Raw genomic sequence first — 20,883 nt, 5'->3', positions numbered from 1 at the left:
TTAGCGCTCGATAAAAAAAGTTGAAAAGCAAGAGGAGGTATCATCTATGTTTTTATTACAAAAATGCATAAAAATCTTCGTGGCACGAGTATCCATTGCGATGTAGACATTTTTAGCCGTTTCACAGTGAATGTTTTTCTGCTGAAAAATAGAAAAATAATCTGCTTTTTGTCTAAGCTTATCCTTTTCACTTTTCATTAAGGTACAGTTGTTTATATCACCTATGCTGTAATAATTTTTAAAGTAATCATGAGTATTGTCACTTAAGTAATAATAAAAGGTGAAAATTGATAGCATCAATAATAGGACCGCAGAAACTGATCGCCATTTGTATTGATAAACAATGTCGATGAAATTAAGCGTGGCTTTCAAGGGAGAAATGCTGGTTTTCTGGGGAGGTCCAGGGTTAATCTCTGGTATTTTATGTTGTGTAGGGGAATATATACCATAGGCACTGTAGTCATTATTTATAATTTCCATATTATAACTTACAGATACATCATGACGTTTTTCTTTAGACGCAGCGCCTGCTGGAGAAACGTTTTCTGTAGGGGCATTATCCTCCTGCATAAGAATAGCTGTACCCAGAAAGCTGAATCCTTCTCGAGGTATGGTATGGATAGTATCATGAGAAATACCTACTTCTCGCAGAGCTTTACGTATCAGCGAAATGTTTTGATAAAGCGTATTGGCGCTGGTGTATTGACCTCTGCTTTGCCAAACATCTTGCGATAAATCATATTTTGTGACGATCTCACCCTTCTTTTCTAATAGTAGGGTTAAGCACCTGCTTGCCGGCACATTTAAAGAAACTTGCGCATACTCTTCTGATATTGGTACTAATAATTGCTGAGCAGGGTAGAAGTACACACTGTTATTGATAAGATATTTTTCTTTCATTCATTAGAACGCTAATTAATATGATAGATCTGTTACGATAAAATTATATGACAAAAAAACATATAACACAACAATATGTATTGAGGGTTAATTGGTGGAAATTATGTAAAGCGTTACTGTTATCAAGAGTGAAATAATAAATGTATGACAGGTTGTTATAATTTTTTGTTGCTTCATTTAAACGTTAACGCAAGCAATATTGATTATCATTTATTTATGGTGCGTTTAACGCAATGGCTTGTTTTAATTGGTTTTTTATGGTCCTCATGAGATCTCATGAATTCTTATTTTAGGGAATGTAACTGACAGAGAAAGATTCAGAAAAAATGAGTGAGGAAATTTATGAAACACAAGTAGGATAAATCTTAAAGATTGTTCAACAAAAGACAAATGAATAATCAACAAAGTTATCTTATGCGAGTGTTTTATAGGGAGAATGCGCCTTGATTCTTAGTCGATCCGATTATCCTTGCCAATTAAGTAATGTCACGTTTACATCAATTATTGATGATATGAACAAAACCTTGAGCGGTTTATACCATAACAGCAATTGCTATGTCTTTTTTATAGATGGAGACTCGCCTAACGTTAGTCTGCATGCTAAAAAGATTTATCTCGAAAGGAAGCGCGGTAAGAACATTTTTATGGTAACGCTGACCGCGAGGAAGAAAAATTACTCGACGATAATTAATCATCTGTCCGACCTGGTGATATGCAAGAAAGCATCATATTCATTTTTAAAAGAAGCGATAGAGTGGATGCTAAAAGCACCGCCAAAGGATACTGAGGACTATTTTCTGGGCGATATTTGGGGGAATGTCCTTAAAGGAACACAGAAAGAGTATGAAGTCCTCGACCTACTTTTTAAGGGTTACACTCAAAACCAAATAGCAAAAATATTAAATCTATCTGTGACAACGGTCAGCGGATATAAAATGAAAGCAGTCAGACGCCATGGGCTGAGAACTTTTAATGAGCTATACATTCAAAAATTTAAAAACAATATTAATATCTTCGATACTTGATAATAAGCCATGCAAGGTATTGCATGGCTTATCCTGGCACAACCATTTTCTTGCGGATTATAGCAACCACTGGTGATATTTTTCTATTGATAGGAGAAAGTAATACTGGCAATTGCATTCGCGCTACCAGCCGTGATCTCCCCAGTTTGCACATATCTTACCGTAACGGGAATGGCGACATTTCCCTGTTCTTTTGTTGTGACCAGCTGAATTTGGCCGGTGGTGCCTTTTAATGAACTATCGGGCCCTAACGAAATGGGTTCTTCGCTATCAACAAAAAACTGTACGCCGATCCCTTTTGCATCAGAGTCAGGGGTCAATCCTACGGTTTTACTGGTGTTAGATACATCAGATTGATCGGTAATAACCATTGCCAATGCTATATTGGCATCACAGTTCAATGTAATTGTAGATGAAATGCCGTCGGAGCGACTCCCCACGCCTTTGAATACGCTCTCGCTGACCTCTCCCATGGGAAAATTGATTAAAGATTGGTCCACATCACAGCCATTGGCAGTCGTTGAGATAGTGGTAGGACTAATCACTATTTTGGAAGTAGTCGATGCCCCGGAAAGAGACTCATGGCCTGTCATGACCGCGGCGGTGATTTCTGGTGTCGTTATTATGCCGGTTTCCAGTCGTCCACTAATTTTGACGAAATGGATTTGCGCATCAAAACCAATCTGACCAACTGCTCCGCTCCAGGTTGTGCTCTCTTGATCGGTTAGCGGAATATAGCTAGTGGCTTTGGTATCCTTGACGCCAATGGTAAAACCAATACCAGGCACACCTGTTTCATAAACACCATAAACCAGACCATTTACCGTTAATGTGACGCCAGAAGGTTGTAAGCCGCTACCTAGTTTGACGGTTGCTGATTTACAGGGATAAAGCCAGTTAGGACAGGTAAAAACATTATCTACGCTGACTGTAGTGGTAGCGCCTATCTGCTGACCAAAGGTGGAGGCGTCAGCATTTTGGGTGACGCTGATTGGCGCAGGGGTAAGCACAATCTGAGGTGTCGTGGCGGTAATGGCCATCGCTAAGTAACTATATGAAATAGATAAAATCGTAATTAATATTTTTAATATAATTTTCATTAATGATGGAGTCCATTTTATAGCTAATAAGTTAGCGAGAATAGAATGAAAAATTGACCTACTAGATAAAATCACGGGAAAGTAACGGTATAGGTCGCCGTACTATTTGCTTCTCCTGCGCTAAGTGAGGCGCCGGTGGCAATGTACTGAGCATAAAACTGCAATGCCATGGTATTACCCTCGTTCAGCAAGTAATTTTTTGATGCGCTACCCAGAGGAACGATCGTTTTATCTTCATTCAAGATTTTAATCGCGATGCCGCTGGCGCCACCTTCGGTCAATGCTAAAAAATCGCTATTTGTTCGATCGGGAACACCGGAAAATGTCACTACCGCACCGCTGACCGAGGCCGCACAATCCATTAATCGGATGGTGAAAGGTACCATTTGTGCGCTGCTATTGGTCTGCGTCAGCTGTGTTATATTGATCTCTTTCATATCTACATCAATCATTCTGGAGTCGTTTTCAACGACGCAACCGCTAGCGGTAATTTGTCCGGTAACATTAAGTAAAACGTCATATCCGAAAGCGTTGCGTATCAAAAACGGCATAAATAAAACCAATAACGGTATGACAATTTTCATTATTTACACCTTGCTGACGTCGAATAAATACCTGTCACTGTATTGCTTTTTAATGCCCTGATATCGTATTTTGCAGTACAAACTTGAGTATTAGACTTTCCCCATCTGGCGGTTAATCGGCCAACATCTGCTAGTCCATTGATATAAACAAAACCAGAATCATCAACAATGCCGTTGTTAATGGAGCCATCGTCCGTTTCAGCGTTGACGATAGTGCCAAAAGGCAAAGGCAGTCGATCGTCTTTAACAAGTCTGAACATGACTTTCTTACCGACTCGCGCTTTGAATGTCGCGCGCACCAGCGCGCCTTCTGAAGGGATGACCGTTTTAACTGCTTCATCCAGTTCAACGTCCTGATTTAATGTCTCCTCGCGTAGTTGAACTCGATTTTCACGATAGGCGGTTGCATAAGGAATAATCGTATATCCATGTCCGTCAGTCTGGATACCGGTACCATTCACTAGTTCTGCATCAGATGCCCCTGCGGCTTTCACCAGAATATTTGTGTTTCCCAACTGCTGACCCAGAGTTAATCCGTCCTCATGGAGGACCATTGCTCCGGTAAATCCATATTTCAAAGACTGATTATCCCGGGAATAGCTATAACCAAGATCGGTAATGCCATAGCGTCCTTTATAATTTAAGGCTATATTACCGCCAGCAGGCGAATGGCGTTGGTGATATTGATAGAGGTTGTAGCTGAGCTTATTATAATCAAGTGCATTACCGCTAAGGCCGATAATCTCATTATAATCACCTTTATCAGTTCTCATCATTGAGGTATTGATTCTTGCTGTAGTTTTAGAACCGTTGGTTAAAAAGCTCGAAATAGGCAAAGAAAACGCCAGGTTCACGATTTTATCTTTTTCTGCGTTCCACGGATTACGGTTCTGCGCATAGCTTAGGGTGTAAGAAAGATTGCCCACGCTGCCGGAATAGCCAAATTGCAAGTTGGTATTTTTTTTCTCTGAACGCCAATAGTCCTGATGGTTGAACGATACATAAGCGGAGCCAAGCCCGTGTAAGCTTTGCGAAATCAGTATTTGAGACATCGCCTTTTTAGCATAACGCAGATTATAGCTATTAGTTGTATTAATCACCGGTTTGCCATTTTCATCAGTATTATACTCGATGGTTTCACCTTTCATCTTTTTATAAGTAGTATCACTAAATGAATAGAAGCCATCGGTAGAGTAGCGATATGCGGCAAAATTAAAGTTGGTACCAAAATCAGTAAGTGACCTGGCATAACGAAGTAGCAGTGAATTACCACGATGTTTTTCATCGTTTGATAGCTGACTCTCCGCATGGGTAATATCCAGGGAAATAGCTCCCCATGCCCCCATGTTTCTGGCGATGCCCAGTGCGGTTGCCTTATATCTTTGTGATAATTGCATTCCTCCGTAAAGCGTCAAACCCCAAGGGGAGCCCCAAAATAAAGACGTTTGTGTATAAAAAGGCGTGTTTTGTTCGCTTTTTAAACCAGAACGATAATGACCGGCACTGAGCGCATATTTCAGGTGTCCTTCTCTGACAAGATTAGGGACGCTCGAGTAAGGCACAACATAGTTTGTTGACTGCCCATTTTCTTCCATCACCTCAACGTTCAAATCTCCGCTGGCTGATGTTGGGTATAAATCGTCAATAGCAAAAGCACCAGGCGCAACGAACGTCTGATAAATAACATTATTATTTTGCCTGATAGTCACCCGGGCATTACTTTTTGCAATCCCGCGTACCGTCGGGGCGAACCCCTGTAGACTGTCTGGCAGCATGGAATCCTTCGATTCAAGTTGAATTCCGCGTAGTCCAACGGTGTCGAATATGTTATAGGCGGTATTCGTTTCACCCAGAGTGATTTGACTCCTGAGAACACGAATATCACGTTGTAAATAACTATTAATATGGCTCCACTCACCGCCATTGTGGGTGTTATAAACCCAGTTTTGCTGGTTTCGTAATCGCCATGGTCCCCAGTTAACTCCTCCATTAAGGCCCAGAAAATAGTTACTCTGTGTAGAGTTAGTGCCCGAGCGGTAACGGTACTCGTTGCCACTAAACGTATAGTTAAGCATTGCCGCTGTGATCCCGTTTTCCCATTCTTCAGGGGCGATTGCTCCTCTGGCTTTATTTTTTAATAAAATCTGAGGAATGGAAAAGAAGACTTTCATCTGTTGTTGATCAAACATTACTGATATATCAGGTAACAGGCTAAAGTCTACACATTCTATAGTGTGCGAAGATTTTAATTTACTCAAGACAACTGGATTCAAACCCAGGTTCTCGAGTGTAGTAGGGGAAACACAGGGCGATAAAATGGCTGTATTATTTCTGGTTTTAACTTCAAACAATAAAGTGTCAGTTTTGAGAAATTTATTGTTTACAAAAATATCTACCTTGTAATGCCCGGGTTGTAACTCAAGGCCTTGCTCAAACGATGATAGGTCAGCAACTGCATTGTTTTTATCACTGATGAATGCAGGATTGAATTTATAGCCAGCAGCCTGACTTTCATGTGTTAGGGTGAAGACAATTATAATAAAACCAGTTGCTAAAAATAGGGGGGTAGGGTGTATAAGAGAATGTTCAGCATCCATTTTACTTCAAGTCCTGAGAGTCGAATCATATCATCCAGAAAAATTAGAAATGCAAAGTTATAGGTTTGGTTTGAGCACCATAGTCATTAATTGTCTGAAACTTTATTACTCCATCTGTCGTTACGCCATTTTTAATTCTAATGCTTTCCCGGGGCGGTACCATTAGTGGGTTTAAATGCCGTCCATTGATGGTTAGATTTACCAACGTCAAAAAATAGGGTGAAGAGTTGGTTAACTCGATTTCGTTACCATATTTTTTGGCGCTTAACATTTCAGGTGCATCCTGTGGTCTTACCGTTAAGGCCTGTGGACGATAAAATAGTTTAATGCGATTCGCAGATGCCAACTGCAATGTATTACCGTGTTTCTCTTCGTTTAAAGGAGGCACTGCTTTTACCGTTAACCAGAAAATACTTTCCTTATCCGCCGGTAACTCAGGCCCCGCGTATATTACACGCAAAAGTTTTTCACTCTTCGGCTTTAGCACGGAGAGTGGTGGTGTGATCATAAAATCGCTCGTCCGGTTCCCCTGATGATCTTCCGTCCAGGGTTGAATCAGAAATGCCATATTTTCGTCTGTGTTTCTGACCGAGAGCGATAGTTGCCTGGCATCAGATGGATAGATCAAACGGGTTACCCCGAGCCCGACGCCGCCAGCAAACGAGTAGTCGATAGAAAATAGTATTATGGAAGTAGATAGAATTAACAGTGAAAAAAAACTTTTCAAAATGCACTCCTGTTTTACCATAAGAAAAATATTTTTCGCACTGGTGAATGCTTATCCAATTAAGGGCATAAATATGCCCCTGAAATGAACATAATTTAAATTAAAAGTTCTTATGGATAAATCATGGTGAAAGTTGCGGTAGCATTCACATCACCAGCGCCGGCTTGGCCTAATGCATAATATTTAGCCATGAAATTAAGCGTAGTTTGACCGGTAGTGAAACTAATTGGCGCGGTCGGTTCATCTAGTTTAATTTCATTATTCTCGCTATCATACAATTTAATTCCCACCTGAGTTGCTGAGTTTCCACCATCTACTAAAGATAATACGGTTGAATCACCAGGGACGCTGTTGCCTGAAAAAATGACCTGTACCGTATTTGATGTATTAGTATTGCACTCCTCAAGTACGATAGGCACATTCGTAGGATTGGCGGTATCCCCCGCTACTTTCAGTAATGTCGTACTGACTGGGTCAAGAGGAATAGTCTGGCTGACACTGCCCGCTGCGACAGTGCAACTAGCATCGACCACTTTACCCGTAAAATTAATAGTGCCATCCGTTACCGGCAGGGCATATGCTGAGTTAAGCGAAATGTATAAGGTTGAAGAGGCAATTAACGCGTAAATAATTCTTTTTTTGAACATGGACTAATTCCTTTTTGATTAATACAATGTGAAAAAACAGATGGCTTAATCAGGTTGATTAATTTCCTGGAGTAAATGGCTGCTCCAGCTACTTATTACATAATATGACGTTGATTTTTTCTTATTATCTGCTGAGGCTAACTTGCCTCTTTTATAGTAACGATAGTACGGCGGTAACAGAGCAAAAGATATAGGACACCTCTTGCGGTTATTCAAAATAATCCTATTAATGGCGTGGGTATCCACTCAGCGAAAGCAAAACATGGTACCGGCGATATCCAATAGTCAAATTTATACAGAATAATTCTGGTGACCAGAGTTGGCCGTTGTAAAAATGCCGCTTTCGCTGAAGTAACGATTATGGGTACAACGTCTGCTGAGACTTGCTGAGCTCTTCTCGAGCCTGGTTAAGCTTTTTTAGCTTTTTGGACACGTCTTTCGGATCTCCGCTACGTTCGGCTTCTTTAAGTTTAAATTCTCGCTCACCGACTTTTTGCTGTTTTTCTCTGATTTTTTGTTCACGCTCCCAGCGCAGAGATTCATCGCTACAGTTCGTCTCGACTCTTCTCAGCGCTCTCTCTAAACCAGCAACCCGGTAATCATTATGATGCGCTTTTGCATAACGGATTTGTGTTTGAATTTTCTGTTTCTTGATGCTGCATCCGGCGAGGTCTCTGGCTATTGTGTTTTGCGGCAAACACAGTATTAGGGGAATAGCGGCAAGCAATAGTTTTATTTTTACTTTTAAAAACAACATTAAATTTCTCCTGGTTAGGTATAAAAATACAGAGGAGTATAAGGTCGTTATTTGAAAATTAAAATGAGAGGTTTCTCGAGAAATATCTCAACATTTAACATAAAAAGCATTTGGCTCATTATCGGTCTTTGTTTATTGTAAATGGCCTCAATGAGGCCATTTGCTCGTATTCGGCAGCAAGTACCTGTATTCTCTGCCTTTGAATCGCGGCTATACTTATTTTAATTATTCTGCGTTTCCCAGTAGGGCGGCATCCCAATCTTTTCAACCATAAAGTCGATAAATGCCCGGACTTTATGCGGCACTCTCCTGTTTTGTGGGTACAGCATCCAGATGGCGGTTTCGCTGGGGAACATACTAAATTCCCACTCCGGGAATACCCGTTGAATGAGCCCTTGTTCTTCAGCCTGCTGCGATAGCCAGTTCGGTAAAATCGCAATCCCGGTGTGATTGACGCAGGCATAAAGCATGGCGGCACTATCGCTAACGCTCAGTCGGTAGTGAATCGGGATGCGCTGCCATTCATCTTCTGAACCCATCTTACGCGTATACCAACCGGCGCCGTGCAGACGAGAAAACATCACGATATTGATCTGCTGCTGGTCGGCGCCCGGCGTGGCAGAAGGGCGGTTTTCCGCAATCCACCTTGGGCTGGCCCAGGCTGAGCGCGTCTGCGAAGCCAGTTTACGGGCATGAATCGATGAGTCAGGCAAAACACCGATGCGAATACTCAGGTCGATGCGCGTTTCAATCAGGTCCTGCACTTCATCGTTAAAACTGATATCCAGCGAAATGTTAGGGTGCAGACGAAGAAATTCATCCACGAAAGGCATCACGTGCAGACGGCCAAAGGTACTGGGTACGCTTAACCGCAGCAGGCCGGAAGGCTGTTTATCCAGTGCGGAAGTTAACTGGCGGGCTTCTTCCCATTGTAATAACAGTTGTTGGGCGTGCGAGTAAAAAAATGCCCCGGTTTCGGTTAATGCTAATCCACGGGTAGAGCGGTTAAACAACGTCACCTGTAAATACGCTTCCAGCTCGGAAATATGGCGAGAGACGGTGGATACTTCGATATTTAAGGCTTTGGCGGCAGCGCTGAAACTTTTATAGTCAGCGGCGCTAACGAAAGTTCTGATTGCGGATAAATGGTTCATCTGGTCTACGTCTCATTGATGATGAATGTTTCTCAGCAACCTATTCTGGTGTAGCCAACTACAATAGCGGTCCTGATAGCACAGCTTATCACTTTGTTTCTCTAATTATTCCCGGCAATATCTAAGGATAATTATTATGAGGGTATAAAAAAGGCTTCCCTGACTGCGGGAAGCCGGATAATTGATAGTGATATTTTATTTTGCGCTGACGCGCCAGACGGTATTACCGACATCGTCGGCAATGATTAACGCCCCTTCATTATCCTGCGCGAGTCCGACCGGCGCGCCGTACAGTTCTTTCTCATCGCGCGAGACAAAGCCGGTGACTACACTCTCTGGTTTACCGACGGGTTTGCCGTCTTTAAAGGCGACGAAGCTGACTTTATAGCCATTCAGCGGCGAACGGTCCCAGCTGCCATGCTCGCTGATAAACACGCCGCCCTGATAGGTTTGTGGCAACATGTTTCCGGTATAAAACAGCATTCCCAGCGGCGCAACGTGGGAACTCAGGGCATAATCCGGCTTGATCGCTTTGGCGACCATGTCCGGGCGCGGCGGCTGTACGCGGCGGTCAACGTGCTGTCCGAAATAGCTCCACGGCCAGCCATAAAACCCGCCATCCTGCACCGAAGTCAAATAATCAGGTACCAGGTCGGCGCCGATTTCATCGCGCTCGTTGGCAATAGCCCAAAGCTTGCCCGTCTGCGGTTCCCAGCCGAGTCCGGTAGGATTCCTGATCCCGCTGGCGAAGATACGGCTTGCGCCGGTGGCCGTATCAACCTCCAGAACGGTGGCGCGACGATATTCAATATCCAGGCCATTTTCGGTGATATTACTGTTCGAGCCGACGCCCACATACAGCTTCTTACCATCCGGGCTTGCCAGTAACGCTTTGGTCCAGTGGTGATTGACGGTGCTGGGCAGGTCCGCCAGCTCGCTCCCCGCATCGCTGATACGTGTCGCCCCCGGCTGGTAGTGATAACGCATGATGTTGCCGGTATTGGCGACGTAAAGATTATTGCCGATTAGTTGGACACCGAAAGGCGAGTGCAGATGTTCAAGGAAAATATGTTTTTCCCAGCCGCTGGCGTTTTTACGCAATAGCGTAATGCGATTCCCGCCTTTTCCGCCTTTACCTGACTGATTTTTCACTATCCCGGCAATCAGCTGCTTCGGCGTAGTCAGCGGCTCCTCGCCAGGACCGTTGCTTTCAACGACCAGCACATCGTTATTTGGCAGGACATAGACCATTCTGGGATGCAGGAATCCGTCGGCTATTTTTTCTATTTTCAGCCCCTGGGCAACCGCCGGTTGTCCATCTGTCTTCCAGCCTACGCCGCGGGGAACCTGCATCGGCGGCATCAGGAAATCCTGGGCCTTCGGCATTACGGGATCGGGCCCTACCTGTTGATCCGGGCTAAGTTTCGCTTTCTCATCGCATCCGGACAGGGCAAGCGCGGTGGCGAGCATAACGGGCAGGGGCAGTAGTAATTTATTCATGGCGAATCCCCTTATTATTAGCCAGGCAAGTGGAGCTGATAATATTGGCGACAAGCAGACAGATAACGGTAATCGATGAATAGATAACGTTCTGCGGCGCAATTGCCCATGCGTCGCGGCTATGAACAAAACAGTTTACCAACGCGGCAATAATAGCGATGAGATTTAGCCAGAAATCAATTTTTGCTGCCGGGCGTCGAGGAGTAAAAAACCAGACCTGCGCCAGATTAATCAACCGCGGAATGATGGCAAAAATAAGGCCAAGGGCAATAAGCCAACTGGCGCTTTTTCCCCACATCACGTTAGTACTGTAGAGGTAAATAATATCGAAGATAAGACCGGCGATAAAAAAGCCGTAAGGCACCGGATTGAGTAGATTATATATGACCGTCGCAAGGCTATTACCTCGGTCATGAGAGCGTTCACTCATTGTCAATTCCTTGTCAGGGGGAATAAGGTAGGGTGAAAATAATGCTGACGTTCAAGCCGGAATATTGAATACCGCTTAGCAGATAAAATTATACATATCGTTAACAATTTCAGTATGCCAATCGCGGGAAATCTGTTTTGCGCAAATGGTCATACTGGCTACGGTAAGATTGTTGCAGTGGGGAGGAGGCGGGCCAGATGCTGACCGCGCCATGGTACGCTTAACTTTCTATTCGGGCAGCCAGCTGCTGGGCCATGTCGGCGAAAATCCTCGCCGCGGCTTTTGGTCGGGCGCCTTTGCGCTGCATTAACACCGCGGTTCTCTCAAGCGTTGCTTCCTCCAACAACCGGGTCACCAGGCCAGTGCGCTGGGCGGCGACATTCAGCGGCAGAATGGTCACTAATTGGGTTCGCTGGATGATATCCAGGATGGCATTGATCGAATGCATTTCAATGGTCACCCGCGGGTGGAAACCGGCTTGCTGTAAGCAGTGGTCAATTTGCAATCGGGTGGCGAAATGATGGTTGAGCAGAATAAATTCCTCCGCGGCCAGCTGGCGCAACGAAAGGGACTCTTCGCGGGCCAGCGGGTGATGGTTCGCTACAACCAGCGCCAGCACTTCCTGTAGCAGCGGGGTGGAAACAATGTCTGGCGTCACTCCCTCGGCAAAGGCAACGCCAATATCCAGCTCATTTTCCAGCAGCATGCCCTCCATTTTCTCCTGCGACATCTCCTGTATATCCAGCGTGATATGCGGATAACGCGCATGAAATTCAGCCACTAACGGCACGACGAAATAAGAAGTAAAGGTGGGCGTCACGGCAATGCGCAGAGAACCGCGACTGAGGTCTTCGACATCATGAATGGCGCGTTGGCCCTCATCCAGCAGCTGAAATGCCTGACGGGCATACTGCAAAAACACCTCGCCCGCATCCGTCAGGTGAATATACCGGCCGCTACGATCAAAAAGCTGCGCATCCAGGCTCTCTTCTAGCATCCTGATTTGCTGTGAGAGCGCCGGTTGTGAAATATGCAGGGCTTCCGCCGCGCGGGTAAAACCCTGATGTTCGGCGACGGCCAGGAAGTATCTAACATAGCGAATATTCACGCTTTCAATCCATAAGTTTTTTGGATGAATTTGATTATAAACAAGACTTTTATTTTATGCCATGCGCCGCGTAACCTCCCTGTCATTCCACAGCGAGGTAGACATTATCATGAAAGAAATCATTGATGGTTTTCTTAAATTTCAACGTGATGCATTTCCTGAACGCGCTGAACTGTTTAAAAGTTTAGCCTCCCGGCAGAGCCCCAGTACGCTGTTTATTTCCTGTTCCGATAGCCGGATGGTTCCTGAATTGGTCACCCAGCGTGAACCCGGCGATCTGTTTGTCATCCGTAATGCCGGCAATATTGTCCCTTCTTACGGTCCGGAGCCCGGCGGCGTGTCGGCATCGGTGGAGTATGCCGTAGCTGTCCTGAAGGTCGCGGATATTGTGATTTGCGGCCACTCCGATTGCGGGGCGATGACGGCAATTGCGCAGTGTAGCTGTCTGGATCATGTGCCCGCCGTTAAGCACTGGCTGCAATATGCGGATTCGGCAAAAGTGGTCAACGATGCTCGCGAGCATCGCGACCCGCAGGCCAAAACCGCGGCGATGGTGCATGAAAACGTGATTGCCCAGTTGGCGAATATTCAAACTCACCCTGCGGTACGCCTGGCGCTTGATGAAGGACGTCTGACATTACATGGCTGGGTGTATGACATTGAAACGGGGGAGATTGCCGCTTATGACGGCAATACCAGAGCTTTTATTTCGCTGGCCGGTCATCCGGATACCCGAGCGGTGCCGGTTTACGGTCAGTCATTTCATTTCACTACGATATAACGAGGTAACACCATGATTCAGTCACAAGTCAGCCGCGAAGTTCGTCTGGAGTTAGCGAATAAAATTTTGCTGATTAAAGCCAAAAAAGATCTCTCCTTTGCACAGCTTGTTGAAGGCACTGGTTTATCAGAAGCCTTTGTCACGGCCGCGCTGTTGGGGCAGCACCCGCTGCCTGCCGAAGTCGCGAAAATGGTAGGAGCGAAACTGGAACTTAACGACGATGATATTTTACTGCTGCAAACGATCCCCGTCAGAGGCTCTATTGAGGACCGCGTGCCGACGGATCCGACCATGTATCGCTTCTATGAAATGCTGCAGGTCTACGACACCACCCTGAAAGCGTTGATTCATGAAAAATTCGGCGACGGGATTATTAGCGCAATTAATTTTAAGCTGGATGTGAAAAAAGTCAGCGATCCGGAAGGCGGACATCGTGCGGTGATTACTTTCGATGGAAAGTATCTGCCAACGAAACCTTTCTGATGACAATTAATCGTTAACAGTACGGGCCTGAACCACGATCCAGGCCCGTTGTTATCTGGCGGGTTGATAACGCATTTGCAATGTGGCGGGCAGATAACGCTGCAGCTGCTGTGGCGTTTTACCGTCGATCAACTGACTGATGAGATCGTAGCAGTGCCAGGCCAACTGGCGGTTGTCCTGCTGTATGGTATCGATGCGTAGCGACAGCGAATCATACAAATAGTGGTCATCAAAGCTGGCCAGATGGATCCCGGAGTCCAGCAGGTTATGCTGGCTCATATAGCGTAGTACCCCTTCCAGCAAGCCGCAGGCGGCGGTAAACAGCGCCCTAGGAGGCCGCCCGAGACGGGCGCACAGCGCGGCAAACATCTCATAGCCAGAGCTTGGGTGATAGTTGCCGTTGATAATCCACTCCGGGCGCAACTCAACGCCTGCCTGGGCTAGTCCCTGACTAAATCCGGCCAGCCTATCGCGTGAGGGTGAGAGCCGCGGCTGCCCGCCGAGAAACCAGAACTCATCCGGATGTTGTCCAGCGATACGGGCGATAAGTTCCGCCGTTGGCGCCAGTGAATCGGTCATCACTAACGGCAGGGCGCTATCGTTTGGATTGCGATCGAACAGCACCACCGGCAGCTGTTCGCTGAGCTTCAGATAGTCGGCGTCGCTATGCATGCAAGAGGCGACAATTAAACCATCGACCTGACGGGCAATCATATTATTGACCACCATGCTCTCCTGACCGGGATTCTCATCGGTGCAAGAGATAAGCAGCTGTACGCCGGCTTCGCGGCACAGGGTTTCCAGCTCGTGAGAAAAAACGGCAAAACCATAGTTGGTGATCTCGGGTACCACCAGACCAATGGTATGGCTGCGGCTATCGCGCAGTGAACGGGCGTGAATACTCGGCTGGTAGTGCTGCTCGCGGGCGATAGCCAGCACCCGTTCGCGCGTCTCTTGCGCCACGCGCAGCTCTTTGCCGCGACCGTTCAAGACCAGGCTGGCGGTGGCTTTAGAGACGCCAGCCAGTTCGGCGATATCTTTTATGGTAATGCGTTTGGGTTTCATCACGAGCCAGGCGCCTGAAAGCAAAACGCTTATTCTACCATGCATGGCCGCAGCGGCCAGCAGCAGAATGCCACCGGCGTCGCGCCGCCGAATACCAGTTTACCTGGATAATCGGCAAAGAAGCGGCTGCTCATCGCCCCCGCGCCATCATTAATAAAGATCTCGACGCTGGATCGATCGATGAGGATCTGCAGTTTATGCGCCGCGCCGCGCCAGTAACGGTAATCGACAGTATCAGCTATCAGGCTTCGACGGGCCAGGCGTACGCCGCGGCTGTCCAGCGAAAGCTGCAGCGCACCCGCGAAATCCAGCGTCAGCGCATCGCCTGGCGCAACCTCGAAGGCGAGTTCCATCGGCTGCAGCGCCAGCGGTTCGGGCTGCCAGTCCTGCGCCTCGCCGCGAAGCGCCGCCAGTTCGCGCACGGGATTTTGATACAGCGTGCCGTGGCGCCAACTGAGTTCCCGCAGGCAGGTCATCTGATGGATCCAGCCGTGGGCCCGCGTAGGTTGCTGCATCTCTTCTCCGTCGGGAACTCCCATCCAGCCAACCAGCAGACGGCGGCCATCCTCCGCCAGGGTGGTTTGCGGCGCATAGAATTCGAAGCCGCTATCCAGCTCTTCGATCGCGCCATGGCGCCAGGTGGCGGCGGTTTGGTCGAAATGGCCCTGCATCCAGACTGCCGGATAGGTGTTCAGGAAGCGCTGTGCCTCGCGCGGCAATCCCTGCGGGCAGCTCAGTAAAATATATCGATCGCCGAGGGGGAACAGATCCGGGCATTCCCACATATAGCCGGCGTCTTTCAGGCCGTTAAGTCCGCTACCGGCTATTTCGCCATGGCTATTCCACTGCATCAAATCAGCGGAGCTGAATAGCAGAACCTTGCCGCGGTCGGCCAGATCGCGCGCGCCCAGCGCCATCATCCAGCGTTCGCCATCGCGCCAGACTTTGGGATCTCGCACGTGGCCGCTATAACCTGCTGGCAGCGCCAGCACCGGGCCTTGTTTACGAAAAGTACCGTCGGGATTTTGCGTCGCCAGACACTGCCAGGCGGTACGGCTACCATCGCTAAATTTCACATTACCGGTGTAGCAGAGCGTCAGGACGCCGTTGTTATCTACCGCGCTGCCGGAGTAGCAGCCGTTGCGGTCGTATTCTTCGTCTGGCAGCAGGGCAATCGGTTCATGCCGCCAGTGCAGCAGATCCGGCGAACTCCAGTGCCCCCAGCCTTTATAGCTGTGATCGCAGGCAAGAGGATTCCACTGATAAAAAACATGATAGCGACCGTCGAAGTGGATAAAACCGTTTGGATCGTTCAGTAGCCCGCATACCGGCGCCAGATGCCACTGCGGATAGTGGTTATCCCGCAGCGCGCGCGGCTGGTGGTTCATGACGGCCTGCAGGACCATCGGTAACAAAGAAGGCTGCGGCATTATTCAGCATCCGTTTTGTATTTGAGCGTCAGCGAAACGATAAAGGCGACCACAAACGCGATAGCCAGTCCGATGATGTAGTTAAGCAGGGAACTGGCCTGTACGATAGCCATTCCGGGGATGGCGGTCAGGCCGACGGCGGTCATATAGACGTGCATGGAGACCACCCAGGCGCCACCCGCCGCGCCGCCAATCAATGCGGCGATAAATGGCTTAACGAAGCGCAGGTTGATGCCGAATATCGCCGCTTCGGTGATGCCCAGCATTGCCGAAAAGGCGGAGGGGAGGGCAATGGCTTTCACTTTTACATCTTTGGTTTTAAACCACACCGCCAGACAGGCGCCGCCTTGGGCAATATTAGCCATCGCCCAGATAGGCAGCAGGAAATTGACGCCGATCGACGGGTTGCCGAGCAGCCCGGCTTCGATGGCATGGAAGCTGTGGTGAATACCGGTAATAACAATCACCGAATACAGCCCACCGAACAGCAGCCCCGCCAGCCAACCGGCGTGGGCAATGAGCGTGCTGAGAATAAAGGAGATGCCGTCGCCGAGCGCGCGACCGGCCGGGCCGATAATCAACAGGGCGATAAAACCGGAGATAATAACCGTCAGGAACGGCGTGAGGATCAGATCCAGCGCGTCGGGAATCAGGCGTCGCAATTGCTTCTCAAGCAGGCTCATAAACCATACCGCCAACAGCACCGGGAATACCGTCCCCTGATAACCGATCATCGCCACCTCGAGGCCGAAGAAATTCATGGTGTGGAAGCCCGAAGCCACTCCCCAGGCGTTGGTCAGCGCCGGGTGGGTAAGAATACCGCCGAGGGTTGCGCCAAGATAAGGGTTGCCGCCGAATTCACGCGCGGCGGTAAACCCGATCAGGATTGGCAGAATAATAAAAGCGGCCGAACTACACATATCGAGGATCAGGTAGATGGCGTTGCCCGGATCGACCCAGCCGTAGGTTTTCACCATTCCCAGCAGTCCCATCAGCAGGCCGGAGGCGACGATAGCCGGGATAATGGGCACAAAGATGTTCGACAGCAGGCGAGCGATCCGCTGGAACGGATTCAGTTTTTTCGCTGCCAGGTCTGCGGCCTCGGATTTGCTCGACTCGCTGATACCGGCCGCCTGAATAAAGGCGGCATACACTTTATTAACCACGCCGGTACCGAAGATGATTTGCATCTGCCCGGCGTTGCGAAAGCAACCTTTTACCCCCTCAATTTTTCCGATGGCCTGCTGGTCGGCGAGCGCGTCATCGACCAGTACCAGACGCAAGCGGGTGGCGCAGTGCGCGGCGCTGGCGATATTTTCTTTGCCGCCGAGCAGCGGCAGCAGCGCGCGAGAAATCTGTTGAAAATCCATAGTACCCTCTACAAAGTCTGTCATCATCATGGGCTATTGGGGGCCTGGAATGCCCCGAATCGCCGCTTTGCTAATTTTGCTAAAACGTTTTAATTATTTTGCCTGCTTACATCGTTAAAACTGGCGGTTCACATCGCTCTGATACGGTAAGGCGGTCATCGCGCCTTTGGCGGTAGTCGCCAACGCGCCACAAGTTTGCGCCAGCGCGACGATCGGCTCCAGCGCGGTGACATTGTCAGGAAAGCCGTGTGCGCTGAGGCTGGCGAGTAGCCCGGCAACAAAGGCATCGCCGGCTCCAGTGGTATCAACGCTGACCACCGGACGGGCCGGGAAGTGAATATGCTGCTGATGGAACACTGCTTGTACTCCGGCTTTTCCTTGCGTGACCAGCAGCAGTTTTGGCTGAAAGCGCTCGCGGACTCGCGCAATACCGCTGGCAATATCATCGCTACCGCTGATAAAGGCCAGTTCCTCTTCCGACAGTTTCACCACGTCAGCCAATGCCAGCGCCCGTTCGAGACAACGGCGTAACAGCTGGGGATCCTGCCACAGATCGCTGCGGATATTAGGGTCGAAGCTGACGCTGCCGCCGGCGCGTTTAATCTGTTCCATCGCCGTAAAGGCGCTGCTACGGCTGGGTTCGGCGCTGAGGGCGATAGAGCAGACGTGCAGCCACTGCCCGGCCGCGAATTGAGGGAGATCGCCTGGTTGTAAAAAAAGATCGGCGCTCGGACGAACCATAAAGGTAAAGGTTCGTTCGCCATGTTCATCCAGCGCCACCACGACGGTTGAGGTGCGCTGTGCGGGGTCTAAAGAAAGGTGGCTGATATCCACGTTCTCTTGTCGTAGCGTCTGGCGCATAAAATGGCCGAAAGGGTCATCGCCGACCCGGCCGATGAACCCGCTATTGCCGCCAAGACGCGCGACGCCGACCGCAACGTTAGCCGGTGCGCCGCCCGGACACTGTAATAAGCGGCCATCGCCCTCAGGCAGCAGATCGACGACCGCATCGCCGAGTACCCATACTTTACTGGTCATACTTATAATCCTTTTAGCTAAACTTTGTTAAACCGGTTTAGCTAATTTAAACATAACCGAAAATCCAACGGAACGCGGAAGTGATGAAAATGAGATCGGCAACGATAAAATGTGATCCAGCCGCGATATTGCGCGCTTATCGCTTTACTACAGCGCTGCAAATGTCTTTGTCATTTTCACCTACCAATAATAAGGGGAGGGGGCAGAGCGATAGGTCGCTTATTGCCGAAGGAAAAATCCTCATATATCTATTTATTATTATTACTTCGCCGTATTTATACGGTTTAAAAATATATTCTTGATGGCTTTAAACTTGGGCTCAACGTCGTTAATTGATTCTCGATTTTTATTATTACAACGTGTTAATAAGCTCGTTTCGTTAAAGGAATGTTAGAAAAGTAACCCGGCGGAAATACCCATTTTGGGTAATGCGCCAGGCCGTAATTGTTATCGAAATTTTATCCATATCTGCAGGAGTTCAGCCACGAGAAGATGCGGGAAAATAGCGTCAGGCGCCGCGATATGAGGTTGTTAGATTGTATTTTGTACAATCATCCGCGATGAAAGACTAGCCGATACCATCGCTTTATTGTACGTTTTTTATACTTTTTCCATAGGTGCTATTCGAGTATTAGATCTAATATCCCTGTATTACACCATGGTTATTTTTTCCGGTGAAAACTAATGATTTGCGTTGAATTTACCGCTTGTTCAGATTTTTATTCTTCAATTTTTATAATGTTATTTTTTTGTTCTAAATGTACCAAAAAAAACTAATAGTAATGGTTGATAACACTTTTTTTAAGGTAATTCATTTACTTGTGATCGTTAAATGATCGAATGTTGGTTATAAAGTGATCGAAATGAGGTGTTGTTACCGGTATTATTTTTTGTTTTTGTGATCTATATCTCATTACATTCAAAATTTCCCCATACTTAATTGTGTGTGCTAATGATTCGGGAGTAGAGTTGCGCCGCCTTAAGAATATTCTTATAGAATTTCTAAAAATAGTTTCATGGCAATTCAACTCTCTCGAAGCAAATTCTTTACATCCTCCACTCCGGTTTGCACCTGTAACAAACTATTAACAGTGGGGCGAATTTGACGATTAGCTGAATTTTTAGCTATCGCGAGTGAGTGTTTTAATTGCCTCTTGGGGAAATAACTGAGGTCACGGGCGATTAAGTAACACGCCACGTGTATGTTTTCTAACATGGCTTATCGGGATAGGGATTATGGGTACCTCCGAATTACTTAAGCATATTTATGACTTCAACCTGTCGTATTTATTTTTAGCACAGCGGCTGATCAACGATGAGAAAGTGTCCGCGATGTTTCGTTTGGGAATTGACGAAACCATGGTTGATACCCTGGCGCAACTGACGTTACCGCAGATGGTGAAACTGGCTGAAACTAATCAGCTGGTGTGCAATCTGCGCTTCAGCGACCATCAGACTATCGAGCAATTGACCAAAGAGTCGCGCGTTGATGACCTCCAGCAGATCCATACCGGTATCCTGCTTTCCAGTCACCTGCTGCAAGAGCTCCGCGCCAAAGAAGGCGCTGCAGCGAAGAAAAGTGTTTGATAATGGCTGAGAAAAGTATTGTTCAGGAAGCGAAGGATATTCAGCTCGCCATGGAGCTGATATCTCTCGGCGCGCGTCTGCAGATGCTGGAGAGTGAAACTCAGCTCAGCCGTGGGCGCTTAATCAAACTTTACAAGGAGCTGCGCGGAAGCCCGCCGCCGAAAGGGATGCTGCCGTTCTCGACCGATTGGTTTATGACCTGGGAGCAGAATATTCATTCGTCGATGTTCTACAACGCCTATTTGTTCCTGCTGAAGAGCGGTAAATGCAGCGGAGTGGAAGCGGTGATCAAAGCCTATCGCCTGTATCTCGAACAGTGTCCGCAAGAAGCGGGCGAAGCGCCGCTACTGGCGTTGACCCGCGCCTGGACGCTGGTGCGCTTTGTTGATAGCGGTATGCTGCAGCTCTCCGCCTGCAATAGCTGCGGCGGCTCATTTATCACCCACGCGCATCATCCGCAGCACGATTTCGTCTGCACATTATGCCAACCGCCTTCACGCGCCGTAAAAAGACGTAAACTTTCTCCGCAACTGGCCGATATAACCTCTCAACTGCTGGACGAGCAGGCTAAACGCGTCATGTAAGTCGCCGTTCCGACGA

20 protein-coding genes are annotated in these 20,883 nt (G+C 47.9%); 5 read left to right on the top strand and 15 right to left on the bottom strand.

The genetic code is table 11. The features are described from left to right. Positions 1–900 (bottom strand): winged helix-turn-helix domain-containing protein, encoded by a 900-nt coding sequence (locus tag PGR10_RS14250; protein WP_430923670.1) that lies wholly within the window; start codon positions 898–900, stop codon positions 1–3. A 644-nt stretch (positions 901–1,544) separates the two neighbouring features. Here PGR10_RS14250 and PGR10_RS14245 point away from each other — a divergent pair. Next, positions 1,545–1,925, top strand: a complete 381-nt coding sequence (locus tag PGR10_RS14245; protein WP_161801954.1) for a helix-turn-helix domain-containing protein — start codon at positions 1,545–1,547, stop codon at positions 1,923–1,925. Positions 1,926–2,008: 83 nt separating this feature from the next. On the opposite strand, the gene PGR10_RS14240 is transcribed toward PGR10_RS14245, so the two are convergent. The 10 genes from PGR10_RS14240 to cynR form a co-directional block, all read right to left on the bottom strand. After that, positions 2,009–3,025: a fimbrial protein gene (locus PGR10_RS14240; protein WP_308958566.1), complete on the bottom strand. Its 1,017-nt coding sequence runs from the start codon at positions 3,023–3,025 to the stop codon at positions 2,009–2,011. A gap of 71 nt (positions 3,026–3,096) precedes the next feature. Beyond that, on the bottom strand, positions 3,097–3,609 hold the full coding sequence (locus PGR10_RS14235; RefSeq protein ID WP_430923668.1) for a fimbrial protein: 513 nt from the start codon (positions 3,607–3,609) through the stop codon (positions 3,097–3,099). Continuing rightward, positions 3,609–6,206, bottom strand: a complete 2,598-nt coding sequence (locus PGR10_RS14230; RefSeq protein WP_430923667.1) for a fimbria/pilus outer membrane usher protein — start codon at positions 6,204–6,206, stop codon at positions 3,609–3,611. The genes PGR10_RS14235 and PGR10_RS14230 overlap by 1 nt, the downstream gene beginning before the upstream one ends. A 43-nt stretch (positions 6,207–6,249) precedes the next feature. Next, positions 6,250–6,933, bottom strand: coding sequence for a fimbria/pilus periplasmic chaperone (locus PGR10_RS14225; RefSeq protein WP_430923666.1), 684 nt, complete (start codon positions 6,931–6,933; stop codon positions 6,250–6,252). A gap of 110 nt (positions 6,934–7,043) precedes the next feature. Then, positions 7,044–7,580: a fimbrial protein gene (locus tag PGR10_RS14220; RefSeq protein WP_430923664.1), complete on the bottom strand. Its 537-nt coding sequence runs from the start codon at positions 7,578–7,580 to the stop codon at positions 7,044–7,046. 358 nt (positions 7,581–7,938) lie between these two features. Beyond that, a complete protein-coding gene (locus PGR10_RS14215) occupies positions 7,939–8,337 on the bottom strand; it encodes a DUF1090 domain-containing protein (protein WP_430923663.1) in 399 nt (132 codons plus the stop codon). Positions 8,338–8,558: 221 nt separating this feature from the next. Further along, entirely contained in the window at positions 8,559–9,491 is a 933-nt protein-coding gene (locus PGR10_RS14210; protein WP_430923662.1) for a LysR family transcriptional regulator, read from the bottom strand. 195 nt (positions 9,492–9,686) lie between these two features. Next, positions 9,687–10,991, bottom strand: a complete 1,305-nt coding sequence (locus PGR10_RS14205) for a PQQ-dependent sugar dehydrogenase (protein ID WP_213317014.1) — start codon at positions 10,989–10,991, stop codon at positions 9,687–9,689. Beyond that, positions 10,984–11,421: a DUF2231 domain-containing protein gene (locus PGR10_RS14200; protein WP_430923661.1), complete on the bottom strand. Its 438-nt coding sequence runs from the start codon at positions 11,419–11,421 to the stop codon at positions 10,984–10,986. The genes PGR10_RS14205 and PGR10_RS14200 overlap by 8 nt, the downstream gene beginning before the upstream one ends. Positions 11,422–11,641: 220 nt before the next feature. Then, a complete protein-coding gene (gene cynR / locus PGR10_RS14195) occupies positions 11,642–12,529 on the bottom strand; it encodes a transcriptional regulator CynR (protein ID WP_271032284.1) in 888 nt (295 codons plus the stop codon). A 109-nt stretch (positions 12,530–12,638) separates the two neighbouring features. Here cynR and PGR10_RS14190 point away from each other — a divergent pair, with 109 nt between their 5' ends. Both PGR10_RS14190 and cynS read left to right on the top strand, forming a co-directional pair. Further along, complete coding sequence (locus PGR10_RS14190) at positions 12,639–13,310, top strand: carbonic anhydrase (protein ID WP_087858163.1); 672 nt, start codon at positions 12,639–12,641, stop codon at positions 13,308–13,310. A gap of 12 nt (positions 13,311–13,322) precedes the next feature. After that, positions 13,323–13,793, top strand: coding sequence for a cyanase (gene cynS, locus PGR10_RS14185; RefSeq protein WP_015704922.1), 471 nt, complete (start codon positions 13,323–13,325; stop codon positions 13,791–13,793). Positions 13,794–13,844: 51 nt separating this feature from the next. Here the strand turns inward: cynS and PGR10_RS14180 are convergent, their stop codons facing one another. The 4 genes from PGR10_RS14180 to PGR10_RS14165 all read right to left on the bottom strand — a co-directional run bounded on the left by PGR10_RS14180 (position 13,845) and on the right by PGR10_RS14165 (position 18,696). Continuing rightward, a complete protein-coding gene (locus PGR10_RS14180) occupies positions 13,845–14,858 on the bottom strand; it encodes a LacI family DNA-binding transcriptional regulator (protein ID WP_430919345.1) in 1,014 nt (337 codons plus the stop codon). 29 nt (positions 14,859–14,887) lie between these two features. Further along, the gene (locus tag PGR10_RS14175; protein WP_430923660.1) at positions 14,888–16,288 is read right to left on the bottom strand and encodes a sucrose-6-phosphate hydrolase; all 1,401 of its coding nucleotides are present in this window, start codon (positions 16,286–16,288) and stop codon (positions 14,888–14,890) included. Further along, entirely contained in the window at positions 16,288–17,658 is a 1,371-nt protein-coding gene (locus PGR10_RS14170) for a sucrose-specific PTS transporter subunit IIBC (RefSeq protein ID WP_113374267.1), read from the bottom strand. Before PGR10_RS14170 ends, PGR10_RS14175 begins: the two co-directional genes overlap by 1 nt. Before the next feature lie 114 nt (positions 17,659–17,772). Then, on the bottom strand, positions 17,773–18,696 hold the full coding sequence (locus tag PGR10_RS14165; RefSeq protein WP_213317016.1) for an aminoimidazole riboside kinase: 924 nt from the start codon (positions 18,694–18,696) through the stop codon (positions 17,773–17,775). A 1,236-nt stretch (positions 18,697–19,932) separates the two neighbouring features. Between PGR10_RS14165 and flhD the strand changes: the two genes are divergently transcribed. Together flhD and flhC are read left to right on the top strand one after the other, a co-directional pair. Further along, a complete protein-coding gene (flhD, locus tag PGR10_RS14160; RefSeq protein WP_015367348.1) occupies positions 19,933–20,283 on the top strand; it encodes a flagellar transcriptional regulator FlhD in 351 nt (116 codons plus the stop codon). 2 nt (positions 20,284–20,285) lie between these two features. Continuing rightward, positions 20,286–20,867, top strand: coding sequence for a flagellar transcriptional regulator FlhC (gene flhC, locus PGR10_RS14155; RefSeq protein WP_045397765.1), 582 nt, complete (start codon positions 20,286–20,288; stop codon positions 20,865–20,867). Positions 20,868–20,883 lie beyond the last annotated feature (16 nt).

The organism is Klebsiella sp. 141198, assembly GCF_050600785.1.
In the GTDB taxonomy this organism is placed as follows: Bacteria; Pseudomonadota; Gammaproteobacteria; order Enterobacterales; family Enterobacteriaceae; genus Klebsiella; species Klebsiella aerogenes.
The sequence above is the reverse complement of the archived record's forward strand: the minus strand, read 5'-3'. Positions and strand labels throughout refer to the sequence as shown.

Coding starts and splice junctions, on each gene's coding strand:
- PGR10_RS14250 (WP_430923670.1), bottom strand. CDS start 900: ATGAAAGAAAAATATCTTATCAATAACAGTGTGTACTTCTACCCTGCT.
- PGR10_RS14245 (WP_161801954.1), top strand. CDS start 1,545: ATGGTAACGCTGACCGCGAGGAAGAAAAATTACTCGACGATAATTAAT.
- PGR10_RS14240 (WP_308958566.1), bottom strand. CDS start 3,025: ATGAAAATTATATTAAAAATATTAATTACGATTTTATCTATTTCATAT.
- PGR10_RS14235 (WP_430923668.1), bottom strand. CDS start 3,609: ATGAAAATTGTCATACCGTTATTGGTTTTATTTATGCCGTTTTTGATA.
- PGR10_RS14230 (WP_430923667.1), bottom strand. CDS start 6,206: ATGGATGCTGAACATTCTCTTATACACCCTACCCCCCTATTTTTAGCA.
- PGR10_RS14220 (WP_430923664.1), bottom strand. CDS start 7,580: ATGTTCAAAAAAAGAATTATTTACGCGTTAATTGCCTCTTCAACCTTA.
- PGR10_RS14215 (WP_430923663.1), bottom strand. CDS start 8,337: ATGTTGTTTTTAAAAGTAAAAATAAAACTATTGCTTGCCGCTATTCCC.
- PGR10_RS14210 (WP_430923662.1), bottom strand. CDS start 9,491: ATGAACCATTTATCCGCAATCAGAACTTTCGTTAGCGCCGCTGACTAT.
- PGR10_RS14205 (WP_213317014.1), bottom strand. CDS start 10,991: ATGAATAAATTACTACTGCCCCTGCCCGTTATGCTCGCCACCGCGCTT.
- PGR10_RS14200 (WP_430923661.1), bottom strand. CDS start 11,421: ATGAGTGAACGCTCTCATGACCGAGGTAATAGCCTTGCGACGGTCATA.
- PGR10_RS14190 (WP_087858163.1), top strand. CDS start 12,639: ATGAAAGAAATCATTGATGGTTTTCTTAAATTTCAACGTGATGCATTT.
- cynS (WP_015704922.1), top strand. CDS start 13,323: ATGATTCAGTCACAAGTCAGCCGCGAAGTTCGTCTGGAGTTAGCGAAT.
- PGR10_RS14180 (WP_430919345.1), bottom strand. CDS start 14,858: ATGAAACCCAAACGCATTACCATAAAAGATATCGCCGAACTGGCTGGC.
- PGR10_RS14175 (WP_430923660.1), bottom strand. CDS start 16,288: ATGCCGCAGCCTTCTTTGTTACCGATGGTCCTGCAGGCCGTCATGAAC.
- PGR10_RS14170 (WP_113374267.1), bottom strand. CDS start 17,658: ATGGATTTTCAACAGATTTCTCGCGCGCTGCTGCCGCTGCTCGGCGGC.
- PGR10_RS14165 (WP_213317016.1), bottom strand. CDS start 18,696: ATGACCAGTAAAGTATGGGTACTCGGCGATGCGGTCGTCGATCTGCTG.
- flhD (WP_015367348.1), top strand. CDS start 19,933: ATGGGTACCTCCGAATTACTTAAGCATATTTATGACTTCAACCTGTCG.
- flhC (WP_045397765.1), top strand. CDS start 20,286: ATGGCTGAGAAAAGTATTGTTCAGGAAGCGAAGGATATTCAGCTCGCC.